The organism is Moraxella sp. CTOTU47724, assembly GCF_032014955.1.
Taxonomy (GTDB): domain Bacteria; phylum Pseudomonadota; class Gammaproteobacteria; order Pseudomonadales; family Moraxellaceae; genus Faucicola; species Faucicola tetraodonis.
This window is the reverse complement of record NZ_DALZSV010000018.1, coordinates 25013-44067: the sequence shown is the minus strand read 5'-3', so window position 1 is coordinate 44067 and position 19055 is coordinate 25013. Positions and strand designations below refer to the sequence as shown.

The 19055-nt window shown below is 45.5% G+C and carries 20 protein-coding genes; 6 read left to right on the top strand and 14 right to left on the bottom strand.

What is annotated here, in order from left to right:
- Nucleotides 1-115: 115 nt before the first annotated feature.
- From rplS to nhaD, 5 genes are all read right to left on the bottom strand, one after another.
- The gene (rplS, locus tag RTR63_RS05710; protein ID WP_007115984.1) at nucleotides 116-496 is read right to left on the bottom strand and encodes a 50S ribosomal protein L19; all 381 of its coding nucleotides are present in this window, start codon (nucleotides 494-496) and stop codon (nucleotides 116-118) included.
- Nucleotides 497-620: 124 nt separating this feature from the next.
- Nucleotides 621-1391 carry a tRNA (guanosine(37)-N1)-methyltransferase TrmD gene (trmD, locus tag RTR63_RS05705; RefSeq protein ID WP_065253856.1) on the bottom strand — a complete coding sequence of 257 codons (771 nt, stop codon included), beginning with the start codon at nucleotides 1389-1391 and terminating at the stop codon, nucleotides 621-623.
- A 127-nt stretch (nucleotides 1392-1518) separates the two neighbouring features.
- Nucleotides 1519-2076 (bottom strand): ribosome maturation factor RimM, encoded by a 558-nt coding sequence (gene rimM, locus RTR63_RS05700; protein WP_312523171.1) that lies wholly within the window; start codon nucleotides 2074-2076, stop codon nucleotides 1519-1521.
- A gap of 34 nt (nucleotides 2077-2110) precedes the next feature.
- A complete protein-coding gene (rpsP, locus tag RTR63_RS05695) occupies nucleotides 2111-2368 on the bottom strand; it encodes a 30S ribosomal protein S16 (RefSeq protein ID WP_007115987.1) in 258 nt (85 codons plus the stop codon).
- 321 nt (nucleotides 2369-2689) lie between these two features.
- Nucleotides 2690-4153, bottom strand: a complete 1464-nt coding sequence (nhaD, locus tag RTR63_RS05690) for a sodium:proton antiporter NhaD (protein ID WP_312523170.1) — start codon at nucleotides 4151-4153, stop codon at nucleotides 2690-2692.
- Between the two features lie 147 nt (nucleotides 4154-4300).
- On the opposite strand from nhaD, the gene hisA reads away from it, so the two are divergent.
- Nucleotides 4301-5050, top strand: a complete 750-nt coding sequence (gene hisA / locus RTR63_RS05685) for a 1-(5-phosphoribosyl)-5-[(5-phosphoribosylamino)methylideneamino]imidazole-4-carboxamide isomerase (protein ID WP_050325620.1) — start codon at nucleotides 4301-4303, stop codon at nucleotides 5048-5050.
- A 28-nt stretch (nucleotides 5051-5078) separates the two neighbouring features.
- Here the strand turns inward: hisA and RTR63_RS05680 are convergent, their stop codons facing one another.
- The 5 genes from RTR63_RS05680 to RTR63_RS05660 form a co-directional block, all read right to left on the bottom strand.
- On the bottom strand, nucleotides 5079-5696 hold the full coding sequence (locus RTR63_RS05680; RefSeq protein ID WP_312523169.1) for an alpha-ketoglutarate-dependent dioxygenase AlkB family protein: 618 nt from the start codon (nucleotides 5694-5696) through the stop codon (nucleotides 5079-5081).
- Between the two features lies 1 nt (nucleotide 5697).
- Nucleotides 5698-6582 carry an alpha/beta fold hydrolase gene (locus RTR63_RS05675; protein WP_312523168.1) on the bottom strand — a complete coding sequence of 295 codons (885 nt, stop codon included), beginning with the start codon at nucleotides 6580-6582 and terminating at the stop codon, nucleotides 5698-5700.
- A 182-nt stretch (nucleotides 6583-6764) separates the two neighbouring features.
- On the bottom strand, nucleotides 6765-8630 hold the full coding sequence (locus RTR63_RS05670) for an ABC transporter ATP-binding protein (protein ID WP_312523167.1): 1866 nt from the start codon (nucleotides 8628-8630) through the stop codon (nucleotides 6765-6767).
- A gap of 349 nt (nucleotides 8631-8979) precedes the next feature.
- Nucleotides 8980-9786, bottom strand: coding sequence for a DODA-type extradiol aromatic ring-opening family dioxygenase (locus tag RTR63_RS05665; RefSeq protein WP_312523166.1), 807 nt, complete (start codon nucleotides 9784-9786; stop codon nucleotides 8980-8982).
- Nucleotides 9787-9856: 70 nt separating this feature from the next.
- Nucleotides 9857-10261 (bottom strand): DoxX family protein, encoded by a 405-nt coding sequence (locus RTR63_RS05660; RefSeq protein ID WP_312523164.1) that lies wholly within the window; start codon nucleotides 10259-10261, stop codon nucleotides 9857-9859.
- A 180-nt stretch (nucleotides 10262-10441) separates the two neighbouring features.
- Here RTR63_RS05660 and RTR63_RS05655 point away from each other — a divergent pair, with 180 nt between their 5' ends.
- The 5 genes from RTR63_RS05655 (at nucleotide 10442) to RTR63_RS05635 (ending at nucleotide 16584) form a co-directional block, all read left to right on the top strand.
- Complete coding sequence (locus RTR63_RS05655) at nucleotides 10442-11290, top strand: LysR family transcriptional regulator (RefSeq protein WP_312523163.1); 849 nt, start codon at nucleotides 10442-10444, stop codon at nucleotides 11288-11290.
- Nucleotides 11291-11796: 506 nt separating this feature from the next.
- Nucleotides 11797-13947 carry a circularly permuted type 2 ATP-grasp protein gene (locus RTR63_RS05650; RefSeq protein ID WP_060995990.1) on the top strand — a complete coding sequence of 717 codons (2151 nt, stop codon included), beginning with the start codon at nucleotides 11797-11799 and terminating at the stop codon, nucleotides 13945-13947.
- A gap of 60 nt (nucleotides 13948-14007) precedes the next feature.
- The gene (locus RTR63_RS05645) at nucleotides 14008-14859 is read left to right on the top strand and encodes a transglutaminase family protein (RefSeq protein WP_312523162.1); all 852 of its coding nucleotides are present in this window, start codon (nucleotides 14008-14010) and stop codon (nucleotides 14857-14859) included.
- A gap of 44 nt (nucleotides 14860-14903) precedes the next feature.
- On the top strand, nucleotides 14904-15641 hold the full coding sequence (locus RTR63_RS05640) for a proteasome-type protease (RefSeq protein WP_060995988.1): 738 nt from the start codon (nucleotides 14904-14906) through the stop codon (nucleotides 15639-15641).
- A gap of 286 nt (nucleotides 15642-15927) precedes the next feature.
- Nucleotides 15928-16584 carry a trimeric intracellular cation channel family protein gene (locus RTR63_RS05635; RefSeq protein WP_060995987.1) on the top strand — a complete coding sequence of 219 codons (657 nt, stop codon included), beginning with the start codon at nucleotides 15928-15930 and terminating at the stop codon, nucleotides 16582-16584.
- A gap of 48 nt (nucleotides 16585-16632) precedes the next feature.
- Here the strand turns inward: RTR63_RS05635 and RTR63_RS05630 are convergent, their stop codons facing one another.
- The 4 genes from RTR63_RS05630 to RTR63_RS05615 form a co-directional block, all read right to left on the bottom strand.
- The gene (locus RTR63_RS05630) at nucleotides 16633-16806 is read right to left on the bottom strand and encodes a hypothetical protein (protein WP_312523160.1); all 174 of its coding nucleotides are present in this window, start codon (nucleotides 16804-16806) and stop codon (nucleotides 16633-16635) included.
- Between the two features lie 24 nt (nucleotides 16807-16830).
- Nucleotides 16831-17196, bottom strand: a complete 366-nt coding sequence (locus RTR63_RS05625) for a MarR family transcriptional regulator (protein WP_312523159.1) — start codon at nucleotides 17194-17196, stop codon at nucleotides 16831-16833.
- 161 nt (nucleotides 17197-17357) lie between these two features.
- Nucleotides 17358-17489, bottom strand: coding sequence for a hypothetical protein (locus RTR63_RS05620; RefSeq protein ID WP_312523157.1), 132 nt, complete (start codon nucleotides 17487-17489; stop codon nucleotides 17358-17360).
- A 58-nt stretch (nucleotides 17490-17547) separates the two neighbouring features.
- Complete coding sequence (locus RTR63_RS05615; RefSeq protein ID WP_312523155.1) at nucleotides 17548-18924, bottom strand: MATE family efflux transporter; 1377 nt, start codon at nucleotides 18922-18924, stop codon at nucleotides 17548-17550.
- Nucleotides 18925-19055: the final 131 nt, after the last annotated feature.

Here is a 19055-nt window from a genome sequence, read left to right as displayed (position 1 = left end):
CAACAAAAAACCCCAAATAGAGTTATTTGGGGTTTTTGCTTTTTTGGTGTTGATTAAACCATGACAATCAAAGTTTAATCCATTTAGGCAGATAATAAATAACGCAGTTAAAGCCTTAAGCTTGCGCTTCTTCTTTACGCACTGACAGTTTTTCACGGATACGTGCTGATTTACCAGAACGGTCACGTAGGTAGTAAAGTTTGGCGCGGCGTACATCACCACGACGTTTTACTTCAATTTTTGCAATTTGTGGTGAATGGGTTTGGAACGCACGTTCAACACCTACACCACTAGAGATTTTACGTACGGTAAACGCAGAGTTTAAGCCGCGGTTACGTTTAGCGATAACAACACCTTCAAATGCTTGTAGACGCTCACGGTCGCCTTCACGCACTTTTACTTGTACGACAACAGTGTCACCAGGACCAAAACTTGGTACGTCTTGCTTAAGCTGGCTATTTTCGATTTGTTGAACCAAAGGATGTTTGTTACTCATGAGATTTTCTCCTCTCACTGGGGACAGAGGCTAAGCTGACTAAGATTAGTTGATGTCAGCAAATGCGCATACTCCCCGCTAATTTTATGTGCCTTAATAGCAATCGACACGATTAGGGCATCCGTCAAGTGGATGAATCTGGGTGGCTGTCTTTAGCAGATTGCGCTGCTTCTGTCAGCCATTTTTGTTGCTGTTTGGTTGGCACAAAGGCTTGCCACAAATCAGGACGCCTTAACTGGGTGCGTGTTGCCTGCTGAATAAATCGCCACTTGGCGATGTTGGCATGATGCCCTGACAACAGCACGTCAGGCACTTTCATCCCTTGATATTCAGTCGGCTTGGTATATTGTGGACAATCGAGCAAGCCATCCACGAAGGAGTCTTGCTGCGCCGATAAATTATCGCCCATTACATTGGGCAATCGGCGTATCACACTATCCATCAATACCATCGCGGGCAATTCGCCGCCTGTCAGCACATAATCACCAATTGAGCACTCGATATCGACATACTGACTCAGTAGTCTTTCATCGATGCCTTCATAACGACCGCATAACAAAATCAAGCCGTCATATTGGCAAAAATCAAGCACCCTGCTTTCGCTCAGTGTCTTACCTTGTGGCGACAAATACACCACAGGACAAGTTTTACCGCGCGCATTGGCTTGCGTTTTGGCGTAGTCGATGGCTTTTTGTAACGGCTCTGCCATCATCACCATGCCAGGACCCCCACCAAACGGACGCTCATCGATACGCCGATAATTGTCTGTGGTAAAGTCTCTTGGGTTAATCAGCAAGATTTCCGCTTGCTTGCGAGCCAGCGCCCGCCCAGTGATGCCAAAATCAGTAATACTAGCAAACATTTCGGGCAAAATGGTTATTACCGCAAAAAACATACGCTACACTCACTTTAGCTTGGCATTAACAACGCCTTGTTGATTGACAAACTCGCATCGAATAAACGCTAGGCACCCGTCAATGATGAATACGCAAATGTTAATCATCAATGCTAGTTATCAATGTTTAATAATCACTGCCCCAATCAACCATCAGGGTCTGCTCGGCTAAATTTACCTCGCCAATGGTCTGTTTGTGCCAAGGAATCAATCGTTCTTCGCCATCCACACTATCAGCAGTCGGCTCGACTACCATAATGGCATGGGCCCCTGTTTCAAACAGCTCTTTTACACGTCCTAAAATGACATTTTCTGACTGGCTAATCACCGTCAAACCAATCAAATCTGACCAATAATATTCGTTTTCTGCAAGCTCGGACAGATTGTTTTTTTCTGCCCAAAGGCTCACGCTAAACATGGTTTCTGCGATATTGCGGTCGGGTACTTCGTTAAGTTGTACCACGTAGCCTTTACCTTGTTGTCGCCAGTTTTTTACCGTTAAGGTCTTTTGACCCATGGCAGTATTGATGACCCAAGGCTGCATATCAAATATCGCTTCACGGTCTTCAGTAAAGCTAAATACCCATAACCAACCATGAATGCCATAAGGCTTTTTTAGCTCGCCGATTTTAAACAGCGATGCGTTAGCCTCATTGGTATGCAAGTCTGTCGGTTGTTTTGCCATATTAAAGTCCGCTCTACTTAATTTTTATAAAAAATCAAGCAGTTGCTTGTGCTTTGCTAGCTGCTTTAAATAAAGCGGCAACACGGTCAGAAGGTTGTGCACCTTTGTTGATCCATGCTTGGTAAGCGTCAGCGTTGATACGTAATGGCACTTCTTGACCTTGCGCTAGTGGGTTAAAGAACCCGATGTTTTCGATGTAACGACCGTCACGGGCATTGCGTGAGTCGGTTACCACGATTTGATAAAATGGGCGTTTTTTCGCACCACCGCGTTGTAAACGGATAACTACCATAATGTTCTCTCTGTGAATGCAATCAATTGAATCTAGTTCAGTGGTTAGAGCCTAAAAGACCCAAACAATTGAAAAAACGGCATAAATACAGTTTTAGCAAAGTTTAGGTACACCAAAAAGGGCAATAGTTTAGCATATTTTTATCAAAATCAATAGCTTTTTGGGGTAAATTTTGACTTTTTATATTTAGCGCAAGTTTAATCACATTGAAGCGATGCCATCGCTCACCAGTCCATAAAACCAGTCCATAAAAAAGGCGCTTATTTGCGCCTTGTTTAATGATTGAATAGCCTATTATGTCAATAGCAGCCAATTATCGTTTCATCGTTTCATCGTTTCAATCAGCACATATACCCCTGCCCCGACCAGATAGCCAATCAGTGCAAGCCAAGTGATTTTTTTCATGTACCACATAAACGGGATTTTCTCCATGCCCATCGCTGCCACGCCCGCGGCCGAGCCGATAATCAAACAGCTACCGCCTGTCCCCGCACAATAAGCCAAAAACTCCCAAAACATGCCATCTTGACGAAACAGCTCAAGGCGCGCCGCTTCTGCTGCCGCCGCTTGCGCGATATTGGCATCGGTGGTCAGCGGATACATATTCATTGCCCCTGCCACCAAAGGCACGTTGTCCACGATTGAGGATAACAAGCCAATCATGACGTTGATGACATACACATTGCCAAAAGTGGCATCCAGCCATTTTGCTACGTCACCGAGTATGCCCGCAGTGGCAAGTGCTGCCACCGCCAATAAAATACCGAGGAAAAATAAAATACTGGGAATATCAATACGGCTTAATACCCCTTCAACCCCGATACGCTCACGGATATAGTCATCTTGGTGACGGTGCATGATTTCAGTGACCATCCACAGTACTGCCAAGCCAAATAACACGCCCACATAAGGCGGCAAATGGGTAATGGTTTTAAAAATTGGCACAAATGCCAATGCACCCAAGCCCAGCAGTAACACTGTCATGCGCGTTTTTTGACTGATGCTGTCTTGGGCGTTTGATTTGATGGTAGCACGTAGGCTTTCGATACGCTGCTCTATAGGCATACTAGCCAATTCACTGTCAGATTCTTGTCCGCTTGGCAGTACAGGCGCGTGCACGGTTTGACCCTTTAGCTGCATCATCACCAAGCCCATGGGGATTAACGTACATACGATACTTGGGATAAACACATTTGCCATAATGCCCGTTGCGGTAATCTGCCCGCCAATCCATAGCATGGTGGTGGTGACATCACCCACAGGTGACCAAGCGCCGCCTGCATTGGCCGCAATCACAATAAGACCTGCAAAATACCATCGCATTTTTTGGTCATCGATGATTTTTGACACCAGTGATACCATCACAATGGTGGTGGTTAAGTTGTCAAGTAACGATGAGAGAAAAAAGGTGATAATCGTAATAATGGCGAGTAATTTACTGGCATTTTTGGTATGAATTTTATCGGTAATCACTCGAAAGCCATCATGCGCATCAATCAGCTCAACAATCGCCATCGCCCCCATCAAAAAGAACAAAATTTCGGCGATTTCTGCCAAATGCTCACGTAACTGCTCACCGACAAAATGCAAAGAATCTTGATGATTGGCAAGACTGGCGGTCACCGAATGGTTGGCAACAAGCGTATCGATACCAAAGGTCAGCAGTACCCATAACGCAATCGCAGTCAGTAGCGCGCTGGCAGCTTTGTTGACATGGATGTTGTGCTCAAAGGCAATCGCCATATACCCTAATATAAAAATCCCTGCTATCACCACGTATAACATTGTCCTTCCCCCTGTTATGCTAATACCCACATGCAAAATATCTTAACCTTAGTTGGCATTATACGGTAAAATTATCGCCAAATTCTAGCGACACGCATTTTGACTAACCTAGCTCAACTTTGCGCCAACCGACAACAGGACAACCCCATGACGACGTTATCAACTACGCCAACTTTAATTATCCCTGCCATTGACCTCAAAGACGGCAAATGTGTCCGTCTAAAACAAGGACGTATGGAAGACGATACCGTATTTAGTGATGACCCTGTCGCAATGGCAAGCCGCTGGGTAAAAGAAGGCGCTCGACGCTTGCATTTGGTGGATTTAAATGGTGCTTTCGATGGTGTGCCGGTGCATAAAGACGTCGTCACCGCGATTGCCAAAGCCTACCCAAATTTACCCATTCAACTCGGTGGCGGTATCCGTAGCCTTGACACCATCCGTCATTATCTAGAAGCGGGTTTGACCTATATTATTATCGGTACCAAAGCAGTCGAACAACCTGAATTTGTTGAACAAGCGTGTCAGGAATTTGCCGGTCATATCATTGTGGGCATTGATGCCAAAGACGGCATGGTAGCGACGCATGGCTGGGCGAATGTGACCGATGTTAAAGCGGTGGATTTGGCAAAACGCTTTGCCGATGCAGGCGTATCTTCTATCGTCTATACTGATATTGCGCGTGATGGTATGATGCAAGGCGTCAATGTCGAGCAAACGGTCAACTTGGCAAAAGAAGGCGGTATTCCGGTGATTGCCTCAGGTGGGGTGACGGACTTACAAGACATCGAAAACCTAAAACCCTACAGTGATTATCTGGAAGGTATCATTACAGGGCGTGCCATTTATGAAGGTACTCTCGATATTGCTGCGGCGCAGGCGCTTCTCGATAGCTAGCAGGCGCTACTCGATAGCTAAATGATATTTAATTCGCTATATGACGGAAGGTCAGATTAATTCTACCTTCCGTTACTTTTTTGGTTTTAGGCAGGCTGTGTAACCAATGGCGCTGGGTTTGTCCGCGCATGACAATCAGCTGTCCATTTTGCAAGGCAATCTCGACTTTTTCCTTGGTGATGCGGTGCTTAAATACAAATTTACGGGTTGCCCCTAATGAGACAGATGCGATAATGGGCTCATTGCCCAGTTCGCTTTCATTATCGGCATGGTAGCCCATACCATCATCGCCTGTGGGGTAATAATTAAACAAACAGGCGTTAAAATTTGCGCTCATCTGTTGCTCAGCTAGCAGCAGTTCTATGTGCTGTTTTAATGCCAAAACATCCGCGGTCCAAGGCGTTGCCGTCTTGCGTTGTCCAGAATAGTGATAATCGTTTTCACTCATCCACACGATTTGGCGATGGGTGACATGGGTTTTGCCAAAAATTGTGACAACGTCATGCTGCCAAGGTAACTGCGTTAAAAAATGCCGATAAAGCGCATTGGGCTCATAAGCGGGGCTGTCAAAAACCTGCCCAAAATCATTGACAATGCCATCGTAGGGCAACAAATTCTCGTTGGGATTGGCGGCAAATAAACTCATGTTAGCTTGTCAACTTCAGCTTTTGAAAAATGAGCTTGGCGCATAATTCTGGTGCTTCAAGTGGCAGTAAATGTCCATAGTCATTGAGCACCGTCATTTGCTCCTTGGGCACGAATGTATCCCACATTTGACGTACTTGTTGACTGATAAACATCGACGGCTTACCGATAATTAACTGCACAGGCACTTTGTTGTCGGCAATAAGCTGTTGTAATGGCTTCATAATCAGCGGTGTACCAAAATAATTGGCGAGCTCTTGCTTGGGTGAAAAACGTAGCGTGAGTTCAGCCTGCTCACCTGGCTCTAAACTATTTTTGGCATAGGTTAAAAGGTGTTCATCGGTGATACGTTTGTACGCTTTATGACGGCGAAGAAACTGATAATACGCATCCACACTGCCCCAGTTGGCTTGTTTGACTTGGGTGCTTTTAAAGGGTTCTCGGGTCATTTTCACCATGCGTGGCACTAAGCTATAAAGCTTGCCTTGCTGGTTGGTAAAGGTGACAGGCTCAAGCAAGTAAAGCGCGCTAAACAAGTCTGGGCGTTTGGCAGCCGCCATGGTGGTGGCAGTTGCCCCTTGTGAGTGCCCGATACCGATGACGGGCTTGCCGTCTCGCTCTGCTAGGGTGGCTTGCAAGAACTCAATCAAGATATCGGCATCTTGTTCTCGCGTCAGCGCGTTTTCGGTCGGTTTATCGTACCATTCCCCCCGCATGGTTAGCGCGGTGATGTTAAGATGTTGCGCTAAGTCGTTCAAGAGTGGCTCATAGACGCCTAAAGCAAAGCCGTTACCGCCGTAAAAATGGGCAGTCTGGCTAGCGGTGGGGTTTTTGATGTTATAGTATTTGGCGTTTTTGCCATTTAGCTTGATGCATTGTTCTTCCATGCCAATTGTCCTAATTAATCACTTTTTTAGCCACTTTTTAGTGACTAAAAGGTGACTAAAAAGTGACTTGGTTACTTGATTATAAGACCCAGTGAAAGGTTATGGCTACCCCTTTTGTGACTTGGCATTCACCCTTGCCCTTGGGCGGTATCAAATCTAGCGTAAGTTAGCACTGCCTTTATTTAATCATCTTCCCCTAAGAACCCACCACTTTGTCTTGCCCATAATTTGGCGTATACACCATTTTGAGCTAAAAGCTGGGCATGGCTGCCTTGTTCGACAATTTGCCCTCTATCCATCACTACCAATCTATCCATCGACGCAATTGTCGATAATCGGTGGGCAATCGCAATCACGGTCTTGCCTGCCATCATATCGTTAAGGCTGTCAGTGATGGCGTATTCCACTTCGCTATCGAGTGCTGAGGTCGCTTCATCGAGCAGCAGAATCGGGGCATTTTTGAGCATCACACGGGCGATGGCAATGCGCTGGCGTTGTCCGCCCGAGAGCTTGACCCCTCGTTCACCGACTTGGGTATCCAAGCCGACATTGCCTTTTGCGTCGCTTAAATGTTGGATAAACTCCCACGCATGCGCTTGTTTGGCGGCGCTGATGATTTGCTCATCGGTGGCATCTGGGCGACCATAGGCAATATTTTCTCGCACGGTGCGGTGCAGTAGTGAGGTGTCTTGGGTGACCATGCCGATTTGTTGGCGTAAGCTCTCTTGGGTGACATCGCTGATGTTTTGATTGTCAATCAAAATCGCGCCACCGTCGACATCATAGAAACGCAGTAGCAAATTCACCAAGGTTGATTTACCTGCCCCAGAGCGCCCCACTAGACCAATTTTTTCACCTGCTTTAATTTCAAGGTTAAAATCATCGAGTAGTTTTTGCTTGGCATCAGTGTCATTGGTTTTATTGCCACTGCGACCATAATTAAAATCGACATGGCTAAAGTTGATTTTGCCTTGCGTGATAAGTAAGTCCCTAGCGTTCGGCTTATCTACCACGGTATGCGGTTTTGACAAGGTTTTCATGCCGTCCTGTACGGTACCAATATTCTCAAACAATGCCGCCGTTTGCCACATTATCCAGTGGGTCAACCCGTTAAGACGCATCGCCATTGCAGTCGCTGCCGCAATCGCCCCTACGCTTAAGCCGTTGTAATACCACAGGTACAAACCGAGCGCCACCGTAGTACCGACCAATACCACATTAATCAAATGATTGACCAGCTCAAGGCGGGACACCCAGCGCATTTGCTCATGCACCGTATCCAAAAACTGGCTCATCGCATCTTTGGCATAGGTCAGCTCACGGCGAGAGTGGCTAAATAATTTGACCGTCGTGATATTGGCATACGCATCCGTAATCCGCCCGGTCATCAAGGCACGGGCATCGGCTTGGCGACTGGCAGAGTTTTTAAGCTTGGGGATAAAATACGCCACAGTGGCAAAGAACATCACCATCCACAACAAAAATGGGATAAGTAGCCAACTGTCCAGGTTAAATAAAATAATGCCACTACTGACAAAATACACCAATACATACACCAGCATATCGGCAATGGTCATAATGGTATCGCGCACCGCAAGCGCGGTTTGCATCACCTTGGCAGACACCCGACCGGAAAACTCGTCTTGATAAAACTGCATGGATTGACCGAGCATTTGACGGTGAAAACGCCAACGCATCTGCATCGGGAACACGCCTTGCAAAGTCTGAAAATGAATCAGCGAACTTAAGCCCACCAAAATCGGGCTGACCACCAACACAGCCGCCATCATTAGCAAACTATTGCCTTTTTCTGACCACAGATTAGCGGGCGTATAAGCACCCAGCCAGTTGACGATATCGCCAATCCACTTGTACAGTAGCGACTCATACACGCCTATCAAGCCCGTCAAGAACATGAAGGCAAAAATCCAACCGCGCAAGCCCTTGGTACACGCCCACAGAAACTTCAAAAAATTATCCGTCGGTAGGTTGTAATTGTCTTCTGGATAGACTTCCAGACGATTTTCAAAAAAACGAAATAAACCCATAATTGATTATCAGTAGTTTAAAATTATCTGTATTATTTTAGCAGATATTGAGGATTGATAGCAGCGTTGCTGAAGGCTAGCTACAATCCTTTACATACAAGTAAACAATTTTCAACTTAATCCCTAAGGGGTAGTTATCAAAACTTTTTTGTCGCCATAAAAAAGCCATTATCCTAGAATAATGGCTTTTTTTGAGGCTTTTTTTGAAGCTTAGCCAACCGCTATGATATTGGGTAAAAATGGTAAAATCATAAGCTATGCAAATGACATTCTTATGAAGCCTTGTAAAGCTTGCGCGATAGATTGATGATAAGGCAAATTTACTGCGGTTAATTCGCCTTTTTATCCACTAATCAAACCGATAGATATCCATACCCAGATTGTAGTGAGCAAAGCTTTCATGCACTACCGACATCACATCCCCTGCGCCCCGCGCAAAAAATACAGGCAGTAAATGCTCGGGCGTTGGGTGATTGTGGCGCGCCAAGCTATGCGTCTGCCAATCAAACATCGTTTTGTCATTGGCTTTTAGCTGATCTATTATCCAGTATTTAAAGGTTTTGGCTTGCGGCTCAATCTGTTGACTGTTAAAACGCACATTATATAAGTTATGGGTAATACTACCCGATGCCACAATCAACACCCCTTGTTGCCGTAGCGGCGCAAACAACTGCCCAAGTTGATACAACTGACTGGGGCTAAACCCGTGTGGCAACGACACCTGCACGATTGGCACATCGGCATTGGGGTACATGTGTAGCAGCGGTGTCCAGACACCATGATCAAATGGTTGATTGTCGACCACTTTAACCGCCACTTGCATTTGCGCTAGCTGCTTGGCGATACTTTGCGCAGCGGCTGGATGACCGGCTGCGGGGTATTGGATTTCAAATAACGCTTTAGGAAAGCCCCCAAAATCATGTAAAGTGCGGGGGGCTGGATTGGCATTGATCAGCCACTCGCCACTTTCCCAGTGCGCCGACATGATGATGATAAGCCTAGGCTTGGGTAAAGCTGCACCGAGCTGATGCAGCGCCTGAGTAAACGGCGTATCTTCAATCGCAATCGTTGGTGCACCATGCGAGATAAATAAACTAGGCAGCGTTGGCTTGTCAATGCTTGCGCCTAATACATCAGTTAATGTTAAACCCTTCATGGCGACCTCCTATTGTTATCACCTAAAACTTTTATCAACTAAAATTTTTATTAGCTAAGATTTTGATTAACTAGGCACTGACAGCTTGTCCACGATTATCAATGGAGAAAGCACCCGCGCCTGCAACAGATAAGTATAAGAAAGCAAAGCTATACAGTACAGCGGCTTCCCCTTGATTCAGCAGTGGCAACCAAAAATTATCAATGCCTGCGTGCATCATAAAGTATGCCACCGCCATTTGACCTGACAGAATAAAAGCGACAGGACGCGTGAACCAGCCCAAAATCAGCAAAACGCCACCGACCAATTCTAACACGCCTGCTAAGCCCATCAGCGAAAACAATTGCAAACCATCAAACATCGCCACATGCGGCACTCCAAATAATTTTGCCATGCCATGTAGCATAAAGGTGTAGCCCAGTACGATGCGAAACAAGCCAAGTACATAAGGTTGATATCGAGAAACATTGTTCATTGTTGTATCCTATTAGTCTAAAGTTAAAGTCATGAATATATGTGATGACGCCATTATAGTGATATCTTATTAAGAGAAAAACACATAAAATATTGATATATTATTTCTTATTAGTTGATAATTAACATGACGCATTCAAGCGTTAATTCACTGGAAACATTAACTCACTGAAGGATACGCATGGATACGCTCAAAAGCTTGCAAGTGTTTCGCACCATCGTAGAAAAAGGCAGTTTTACCAAAGCCGCTGATGCACTCGATATGTCGCTTGCCATGACCAGCAAACACTTACAACACCTTGAAGCCTATGTGCAAGCCAAGCTGTTAAATCGCAACAACCGTAATTTAAGCCTCACTGAAGTCGGTCAACAATACTATGCAGAAGCGGTACACGCCCTAGATATTTTGCAGCAGGCAAAAACCAAGGCACACGATGGCAGTGTATTGCCGGAAGGAAAACTGCGAATCATTGCACCGGTATGGTTTGCCACGCCCTATTTTGTCAATCTGCTTGCCAAATTCCAGCAAGATTATCCCAAAATTGAGCTAACGGTTGATTTGGAAAATCGCTTCACCGATTTGATTGCTGCGGGCTATGACCTAGCGCTGCGGGTGGTCAACACGCCACAAGATAATTTGATTGTCAAACCGCTGGGCAAAATAGATTTTTATTATGTCGCAAGTCCGCGTTTTGTTGCACAGCACGAGCCGCCTACGTCTGCAGACGAGCTCAGTGACCTGCCCGGGATTTTACCCAACTATACGCACATGGCAACCACCCTCAAACCCTATAACAGCAGTAATAACACTGTGATGATGGCACAGATGGCGCTGACAGGCATGGGCGCTGCAATATTGCCCGAATGGCTGATTGAGGATGAGATTGGGCAAGGGCGACTGGTCAAATTGTTTGAGCAGCCATTTAGCAACGTATCAATCTATGCGGTCTATATGAATCGGGCATTTTTAAATTTAAAAATACGCTTATTAATTGATTTTTTGGGGGATAATTTAATAAAAAACGATTAGCCTGTTAACTGTTTCTCTCCTTTAAGTCACGAGCCTTAGCGTCAATTGGGCAACGGAGCCGGCATCCGACTGGTTCATGTTGTTTGAATTGTACAAGTTGGGTATTGACTATTGCTATTAGTATGCGCATTATCTGATGATGTGTTGCAATAATTTTTAATAAAAAAATTTTTCATATAACAACAATTTAGTAGAAAAATATTCGTTTAATTTTTCACCAAAATATTTCTCATGCATCAATTTGGTTCATGTCATGATTTTTATGCCCCTATGGCATAGATTTTTTGTTTTACACTGCACCAACTTCAATAATTCGACTAATTTTGGTGCAAAATCGAGCGATTTTTAATCTATTTTTCAACTATTTATGCCTTTTGCTTTGTTTTTTTTGGCATGAAACTTGATGAATTATTTAATAAGTTATTTATAGCATAATCTGTCAAGAAAATGTCTGCCATCGGGAGGCAAAAACTATTTCTTCTTTCGTCATACATAAGGAGCCAATAATGCCAATTGCCAAAGCATTTGATGAACTGCAACTCGCCGATGGGCAATATAGACATTCGGCACAACAGGTGGGTGCTTGGCTTCAAGAGATGAATTCAGACACGTTAATTAGTTTGAATAACCAAGCATCGGATATTTTTTATCGCCGCGGCGTGACCTTCACTGTCTATAGCGATGCCAGCAACATTGAGCGCATGATACCCTTTGATATCATCCCGCGCATCATTGACATTCAAGAATGGCAAGTGATGGAACAAGGCTGCCAACAACGTATTCGCGCGCTCAATCAATTTATCCATGATATTTATCACGAACAGACGATTGTCAAAGAAGGCATTGTGCCAAGCGAGTTTGTGTTTAAAAACAGTGGCTACGAGCCGTGGATGCTGGGTATCAACTTGGATAAACCCGTCTATGCTCATATTAGCGGCATTGATTTGATTCGCGACCAGCACGGACAATATTGTGTGCTTGAGGACAACTTACGCACCCCTTCTGGCGTCTCTTATATGCTCGAGAGCCGCAATGTGTCGCAAACCTTACTAAGCAAGCTCTACCAATCTCAATCGGTGTTACCGGTGGCGGACTATCCAAAACGGTTAAAGGCGTGTCTATCGAGCACCACCAACAAATACGACCCACAAATCGTGGTACTCACCCCAGGACGTTTTAACAGTGCGTACTACGAACATGCGTTTTTGGCGCGTGAGATGAATGTGCCCTTGGTGCATGGCTATGATTTGATTGTAGAAAACAACCATGTCTACATCCAAGGGGTGCGCGGCAAGGTACAAGTGGATGTGATTTATCGCCGTATTGACGACCCATTTTTGGATCCGTTGGCGTTTTTACCCGATTCAATCTTGGGGGTGTCAGGGCTGATGAGTGCGTATCGCGCAGGCAATGTGGTGATAACCAACGCCCCAGGCACAGGCATTGCTGACGATAAAAGCCTTTATCCATTTGTACCCAAGATAATTGAGTATTATTTGGGTGAAAAACCGATTTTACCCAATGTGCAAACCTATCAATGCAGTGATGCCGATGAGTTGGCATATGTGCTCGACCATATGCCAGAGTTGGTGATTAAAGAAACGCAGGGCTCGGGAGGTTATGGGATGCTGATAGGACCGACGTCAAGCAAAGAACAAATTGCCGCTTACCGCAAACGTTTACTAGACAACCCAGCAGGGTTTATCGCCCAGCCGACTATTAGCTTGTCCACCAACCCAACCGCGGTCGCAAGCGGCATCGCACCGCGCCATATTGATTTGCGTCCTTTTGTGTTGTCACATGGTGACGGTACGGTAGATATTGTGCCAGGCGGATTGACGCGAGTGGCAATGACCGAAGGCTCATTGGTGGTCAACTCATCCCAAGGCGGTGGGGTAAAAGACACTTGGGTGGTCGATACCGTCAATGGCAAACTCAGCGGCAAACAAGGCACCGCTCATTTGGGCACCATTCAAACCAACCATGAACGAAAATCACAATCATCGACTTTATTGGCGTATGAAAATATCAACCATAATCGCTTAATTTTGCTGTTATCAACAGCGAGCTACTTAGTGTGGCTAGGTCGATACAGTGAGCGCTTACGCTACTATGAACAAATCATTACACGGCTGTCAAATGACCAGTGCAGCCAAACAGACGTCGATGCAATCGTGCACAATCTTGGCTTGCCGATTTCAGCCGATGCCGATGCCTTGTATGACTATCTTGCCAACAAAAAGGTGCCTGAAACCATTGGCTTTATCGAGCAAAATGTCCAAGACGTCAAAGGCGTTATTGGCAAAGATACGGCTGAACTCTATAACCTCATCAAACGGTTAGCCAATACGGGAGCCTACCGCGCTGCCAGCCTACAGCTCTATGCCTGCAATGCGTCGATGCAGCAAGAAAACCCGATTGTGGTCACGTTTTGGCAGCTCGGACAATGTTTTGAATCGCTCGACTGTCATATATTGATGAAAAAAGATTGCCGTGAGTGCGTGCAAAAACTTAAAGAAGTTGTTAATACCTTGCCAGAAAACACCCGCTGGCGTGAGCTAGATCGATTGGTCAATCAACTGTTAAAGTCTAATCAACCCAAAGATTTTCAGTCACTATCGGGCGCGTTTTCAAATATTTTACAGCAAGGTGTATAAGCCAAATCTATTAGATGACTACCATCATTTTGACAAAAATAAGCAGTTAGTGAGAGCACAATGAGACTTATAATTAGCCACCAAACCAATTATTTTTATGAACAACTTGCCTTACGCAGTGTGCAATACATCCGCATGACGCCGATGACACTGCCACACCAAACCATTCATAACTGGCAAGTGATGCTGCCTAAGGTTGCACAAATGCAAACGGACGGCTTTGGCAACCAATGGCTCACCCTAAGCCGTCACGAACCGCACAACAACTTGCAAATTCAAGCCTTTGGTGAAGTAGAAATTAACGCTGATACTTTATTTATCCCTGACAATCAGCAAGTGCCGTATCAGATTTTTGCCGTACCCACCAAGCTGACCCAATGCTCCGAAGCCATGCGTGACTTTGCCCATGACCCACTTGAGCAGTTTTTACAAAGTGAGGACATCGATACGCAGTTAGCCATCCTCAAATCATTGGCAAAAGACTTGCTCGATAAAATGCCCTATACCAAAAGCGTGACCCATGTCGGCACCACAGCAGAGCAAGCGTTTGCGATGGCGGCTGGGGTGTGCCAAGACCATACCCATGTATTTTTGGCACTGCTACGGGATAAAGGCATTGCAGCGCGCTATGTATCGGGTTATATTTATGAAGCGACCCAAGCGCATATGGCAAGCCATGCCTGGGCAGAAGTCTGGCTTGCGGGTAATTGGTACACCTTTGATATCTCTAACCAACATTTTACCCCCAACTCCCATGTCTATATCGCCTTTGGGCGTGACTATGCCGATGCGGCGCCAGTGCGCGGGGTGAGAACAGGGGGCGGTGACGAGCGACTTTATAGTCAAGTCATGGTATCTACAAGTCCCCAGTACATACCGCAGCTTAACGCGCAGTTTGCAGCGCAGCAGTAATCTGCCACTATTGATTCACCAATATTTGCTAAAGAGGAACAACCATGACCTATTGTGTGGGTATCCGACTCAAAGACGGGATGATTTTCGCCAGTGATACTCGCACCAACGCGGGCGTCGACCAAGTATCGATGTTTCGCAAAATGTATCAATACGGCATTGAAGGCGAGCGGTTTTTGGTGCTACAGACCGCGGGGAACTTGGCGACGTCACAAGCGGTATTTACCAAATTAGATAACGCCATCAAACTTGCGCAAGAGCGTAATCTTCATACCGTCCCTACCCTGTATGATGCCGCGCAATTGGTGGGTGAGTGCCTGCGAGAAACCACTATCCATGCGCAAACCATCGCACAAGAAACGGATACCAAGTTTAGAAGCAGTTTTATTTTGGGTGGACAAATCAAAGGACAATCCCCGGAAATTTATTTTATCTACCCTGAAGGCAATTGCATCAGAGCAACAACCGATACGCCTTTTTTCCAGTTAGGTGAAAGTAAATACGGCAAACCTATTTTAGACCGTTCCATGAATTATCATTCATCACTCAAATCAGCGATGCGAGCCATTCTGATTTCTTTTGATTCAACCATCCGCTCCAACTTATCCGTCGGTATGCCCATTGATGTGTTGGTCTATCACAATGACAGCCTACAGATGCCACAAGGGTATCGCATTGATGAAAATGATGAATACTTTGCTAGCATCCGCCAACATTGGTCAGATGGGCTGAGAAAAATTCTGAATGAACTTGAAGACTCACCGGTGAGCTATTGGCAATAGCAACTGTCACACAGTTAAAAATCAACCCACGTCAAACCATCTAGCAGGTTCTTCACTGTGCCCTCGCCTGTTCATTTATACCGCGCTTTTGCTTATACCGTTTTTGGCATATACCGCTCTTAAAACATAATGTGCTCCCGTCTATATCGACCAATCCTAGGCAATTGAGTGGCTATAGTTCAATTGCCTTGCCCTAGATAATGCAAATACCTTGGGTTTTTGGTAGGCGGTTATTTTGGTGGGTATGCTATTATGTGATTTTTTATGATTGTTTGGTTTTTATGCTATGCAGCTAACTGATTTGGCACCTTGGGGTGAATCACTCAGAATCGCCGTAGAAGTCATTGGCACCATTGCTTTTGCCTTGTCAGGTATCTTGGCAGGCGTGCGCAAACGTATGGATATGTTTGGGGTAGCGGTGCTGGGATTCTTATCGGCGTATGGGGGTGGCACGCTGCGTGATATTTTGCTAGAGCGGCGTCCGTTTTTTTGGGTGTCCCAAGAGCTGATGTTATGGCTGGTGTTTGCGCTTTGTATTGTGGTAATGCTAGTCAATAGCCGCCGCCCGTTTCGTATCACGCCTGCGGCGATTCAATTGGCAGATGCGTTAGGTTTGGGCTTGTTTGTCGCCTCTGGGGTACAAGCGTCACTGGCAAGCGGTATGCCGATGGCGGTGTCAGTCATCATGGGGATTATCACTGGGGTATTTGGCGGGGTGATGCGTGATATCGCCTGTGGTGAGATGCCCACCGCGTTTTTTGACCATCGTCCGTATGCCATGTGTGCGTTGGTTGGCGGCTGGGTGTATGCGATTTTGGCAGTTTACAGCTCGCTTGCCGCTTGGGTGATTATGTTCATCAGTACCGTCACCACCACAGGGCTGCGTATTGCCGCGCTGGCGTTTAATTATCGTTTACCCGGTTGGAAAAAAAGCGCCTCTTAGCCATCAGATTAGGTAACCATCCATCAGACTTGGTAGCTATCAGATTTGTCAGTCATCGGATGTGGCTTGGCTGTGCCAATCCGTTAATGAATTCAAGGCTTTATCAAGCAGACGATGCAGCTGATCCCACTCATGCCCGCTCATCTGATTAAAAAACTTTGCTTCAAGCCCGCGACCAATCGTCTCACAAGTTTGCCACGCCTGCTCACCTGCCACCGTCAAGCGTAGCTGCTGAATACGGTTATCTTATTTATCTGGAATTTTTTCTATCATACCGCGCTGCTCAAGCCCTGCTAAATATTTGGATAACAGCGTTTTATCCAGTACCAATTTTACTTTAAGTTCGCTTGAAGTGATATTTGGGTAATCATGAATCAGTCTAAGTAGACGTATTTCTTTGACTCGCAGCCCGCAAGCTTCACGGTACAATGGCTCGGCGGCATTGAGCACAAGGATTTTGATAACGTCAAGCTTATAAGTCAGATAGGCATGATGGTCGGTTGGGGTTGGGATATCAAGCGCTGCCGCTGCAAGATAATGATACAGCGACATCTCACTGTCGCTATCTAAGTTTGGCGTATGGGTGTTGTGAGCAATAGTCGGTGTCGGCATAGAGATGGCTTACTTTTGTCAGATGATTTATTCCACAGTATAGCCGAAAGCCTGCATTTCCCATACCAGTTGCTCAGCAAAACCCCGCATAGTTCGTTGATTATAGCCCACCTATTAAAGAAAGATAACTTTGATTGCTTCAGTTTGATTCCTTTAATTCATTAGGCTTGATTGATTAGGTTGATAGCGGTCGCCACCATGACAAAATTTTTAACAACCCCATTTGATGGTATCTCATCCTCGATATCCATCGTTTCGTCAATGATGGATAAGTCGCTATTAGAAATAATCAAGCTTACATAGAAAAATTGAGTTTATATAAATGAATGAAGCTTGCACAAAAAACAAAGCTTACACCAGTCGCTCGACCGCTTTTTTCTTCCAAACAAATTGGTAGTACAAGCCTTGTAACACGCTCATCACTATAAAGTTTGCCACATACGCCCACCAAATGCCTTGCAGTCCAAAATGACGACTGAGTAAAATCGCACTGGGAATCTCTACCAATAAGATAGTGCCGATACTGATAAACATGGGCTGCCACACCATGCCCGTCGCACGCATCATGCCACTAAAAATCATGCCACTGCTAAAGAAAAGCAAACTCCATAACACAATGTGCAATAACTGCTGCGCCAGCACAATCACGCCTTCCACCGTGATAAACATCGCCATCAAATAACGGGAAAAAAGATATGCCAAAACAATCAACCCCCCAGTAATAATAAGATTGGTCACCATGGCAGTGCGAGTGACGCAGTTTAAGGCACTCGCTTTACCTGCGCCAATCGCTTGCGAGGCATAAATTGATGCCGCTATCGCAATCGACATGGCAGGAAATTGCACATAGCTCAACACTTGGTTGACTGCGCCATAAGCTGCGGTGGCATTGGTACCGAAGCCATTGACCAGCCCAATAATCACCAAGCCAGATATTGCGCCCGTGACCATCTGAAACGCGGTAGGTAAACCCAACCGAACCACTTTACGCGCGATGTCGGGTTGGATGCGTATATATTTGAGTAATTGAGTATCAATTTGTAAGGGGTGATTTTTGGCACGGGTATAAAAAAATAAAAACAGCAATACCAACAACTGTGACAATAAAGTCGCAATCGCAGGGGCCTGAATATCTAGCTTGGGTAACCCGAACCAACCTTGAATGAGCGCAGGCGTCACCACAATCCCAATCACAATGGAAATACCCACGGCAAACAGGGGCGTCACCGAATCGCCAACCCCGCGCAATAACGAAGTATAAGCGATAAATAAAAACAGTAGCGGACTTCCTGCCAACATCAACTTGGCATAACGGTTTGCCAAGCCTTGAATCTCAGCAGGGACGCCCATCTGTACAATGATAAACTGACTGAGCAAGCTACCTGCAATCGCAATCATCACCCCTAACATCAAAATAATTGCAAAGCTATTGCCGGTAATTCGTTTGACCAAATCCAACTCTTTGGCACCCCAAGCCTGCCCTACCAAAATTGATGAGCCTGAAGCGATACCGATGATAAACGCCATCAAAAAAAACAGCACTGGCGCAAACACCGATACGGCGGCAATCGCCTGTACCCCTAGCATCTGCCCAACAAAAATGGTATTAATCGTCCCTGACAGCGATTGCAAGATGTTGGTCAGCAGTAAAGGCAACAAGAAAAACAAAAACGGTCGCCATAGCGTGCCGACCGAACTAAAATCTGGAAGTTGTTGTGTTTTTTTCATACCGTCAAATTTGCTTAATGATAATTGCTTCTTAATGATAAATGCTTAATGATGATAATGATAACGATGGCTATTTTAATTATTTTTTTGCTACCTACCCGCTAGGTAAATTTATACAGTGCTAGATAGCA

Bases quoted from the DNA above. Each gene is read 5' to 3' on its own strand.
- rplS (WP_007115984.1), bottom strand. From the start codon at position 496: ATGAGTAACAAACATCCTTTGGTTCAACAAATCGAAAATAGCCAGCTT.
- trmD (WP_065253856.1), bottom strand. From the start codon at position 1,391: ATGTTTTTTGCGGTAATAACCATTTTGCCCGAAATGTTTGCTAGTATT.
- rimM (WP_312523171.1), bottom strand. From the start codon at position 2,076: ATGGCAAAACAACCGACAGACTTGCATACCAATGAGGCTAACGCATCG.
- rpsP (WP_007115987.1), bottom strand. From the start codon at position 2,368: ATGGTAGTTATCCGTTTACAACGCGGTGGTGCGAAAAAACGCCCATTT.
- nhaD (WP_312523170.1), bottom strand. From the start codon at position 4,153: ATGTTATACGTGGTGATAGCAGGGATTTTTATATTAGGGTATATGGCG.
- hisA (WP_050325620.1), top strand. From the start codon at position 4,301: ATGACGACGTTATCAACTACGCCAACTTTAATTATCCCTGCCATTGAC.
- RTR63_RS05680 (WP_312523169.1), bottom strand. From the start codon at position 5,696: ATGAGTTTATTTGCCGCCAATCCCAACGAGAATTTGTTGCCCTACGAT.
- RTR63_RS05675 (WP_312523168.1), bottom strand. From the start codon at position 6,582: ATGGAAGAACAATGCATCAAGCTAAATGGCAAAAACGCCAAATACTAT.
- RTR63_RS05670 (WP_312523167.1), bottom strand. From the start codon at position 8,630: ATGGGTTTATTTCGTTTTTTTGAAAATCGTCTGGAAGTCTATCCAGAA.
- RTR63_RS05665 (WP_312523166.1), bottom strand. From the start codon at position 9,786: ATGAAGGGTTTAACATTAACTGATGTATTAGGCGCAAGCATTGACAAG.
- RTR63_RS05660 (WP_312523164.1), bottom strand. From the start codon at position 10,261: ATGAACAATGTTTCTCGATATCAACCTTATGTACTTGGCTTGTTTCGC.
- RTR63_RS05655 (WP_312523163.1), top strand. From the start codon at position 10,442: ATGGATACGCTCAAAAGCTTGCAAGTGTTTCGCACCATCGTAGAAAAA.
- RTR63_RS05650 (WP_060995990.1), top strand. From the start codon at position 11,797: ATGCCAATTGCCAAAGCATTTGATGAACTGCAACTCGCCGATGGGCAA.
- RTR63_RS05645 (WP_312523162.1), top strand. From the start codon at position 14,008: ATGAGACTTATAATTAGCCACCAAACCAATTATTTTTATGAACAACTT.
- RTR63_RS05640 (WP_060995988.1), top strand. From the start codon at position 14,904: ATGACCTATTGTGTGGGTATCCGACTCAAAGACGGGATGATTTTCGCC.
- RTR63_RS05635 (WP_060995987.1), top strand. From the start codon at position 15,928: ATGCAGCTAACTGATTTGGCACCTTGGGGTGAATCACTCAGAATCGCC.
- RTR63_RS05625 (WP_312523159.1), bottom strand. From the start codon at position 17,196: ATGCCGACACCGACTATTGCTCACAACACCCATACGCCAAACTTAGAT.
- RTR63_RS05615 (WP_312523155.1), bottom strand. From the start codon at position 18,924: ATGAAAAAAACACAACAACTTCCAGATTTTAGTTCGGTCGGCACGCTA.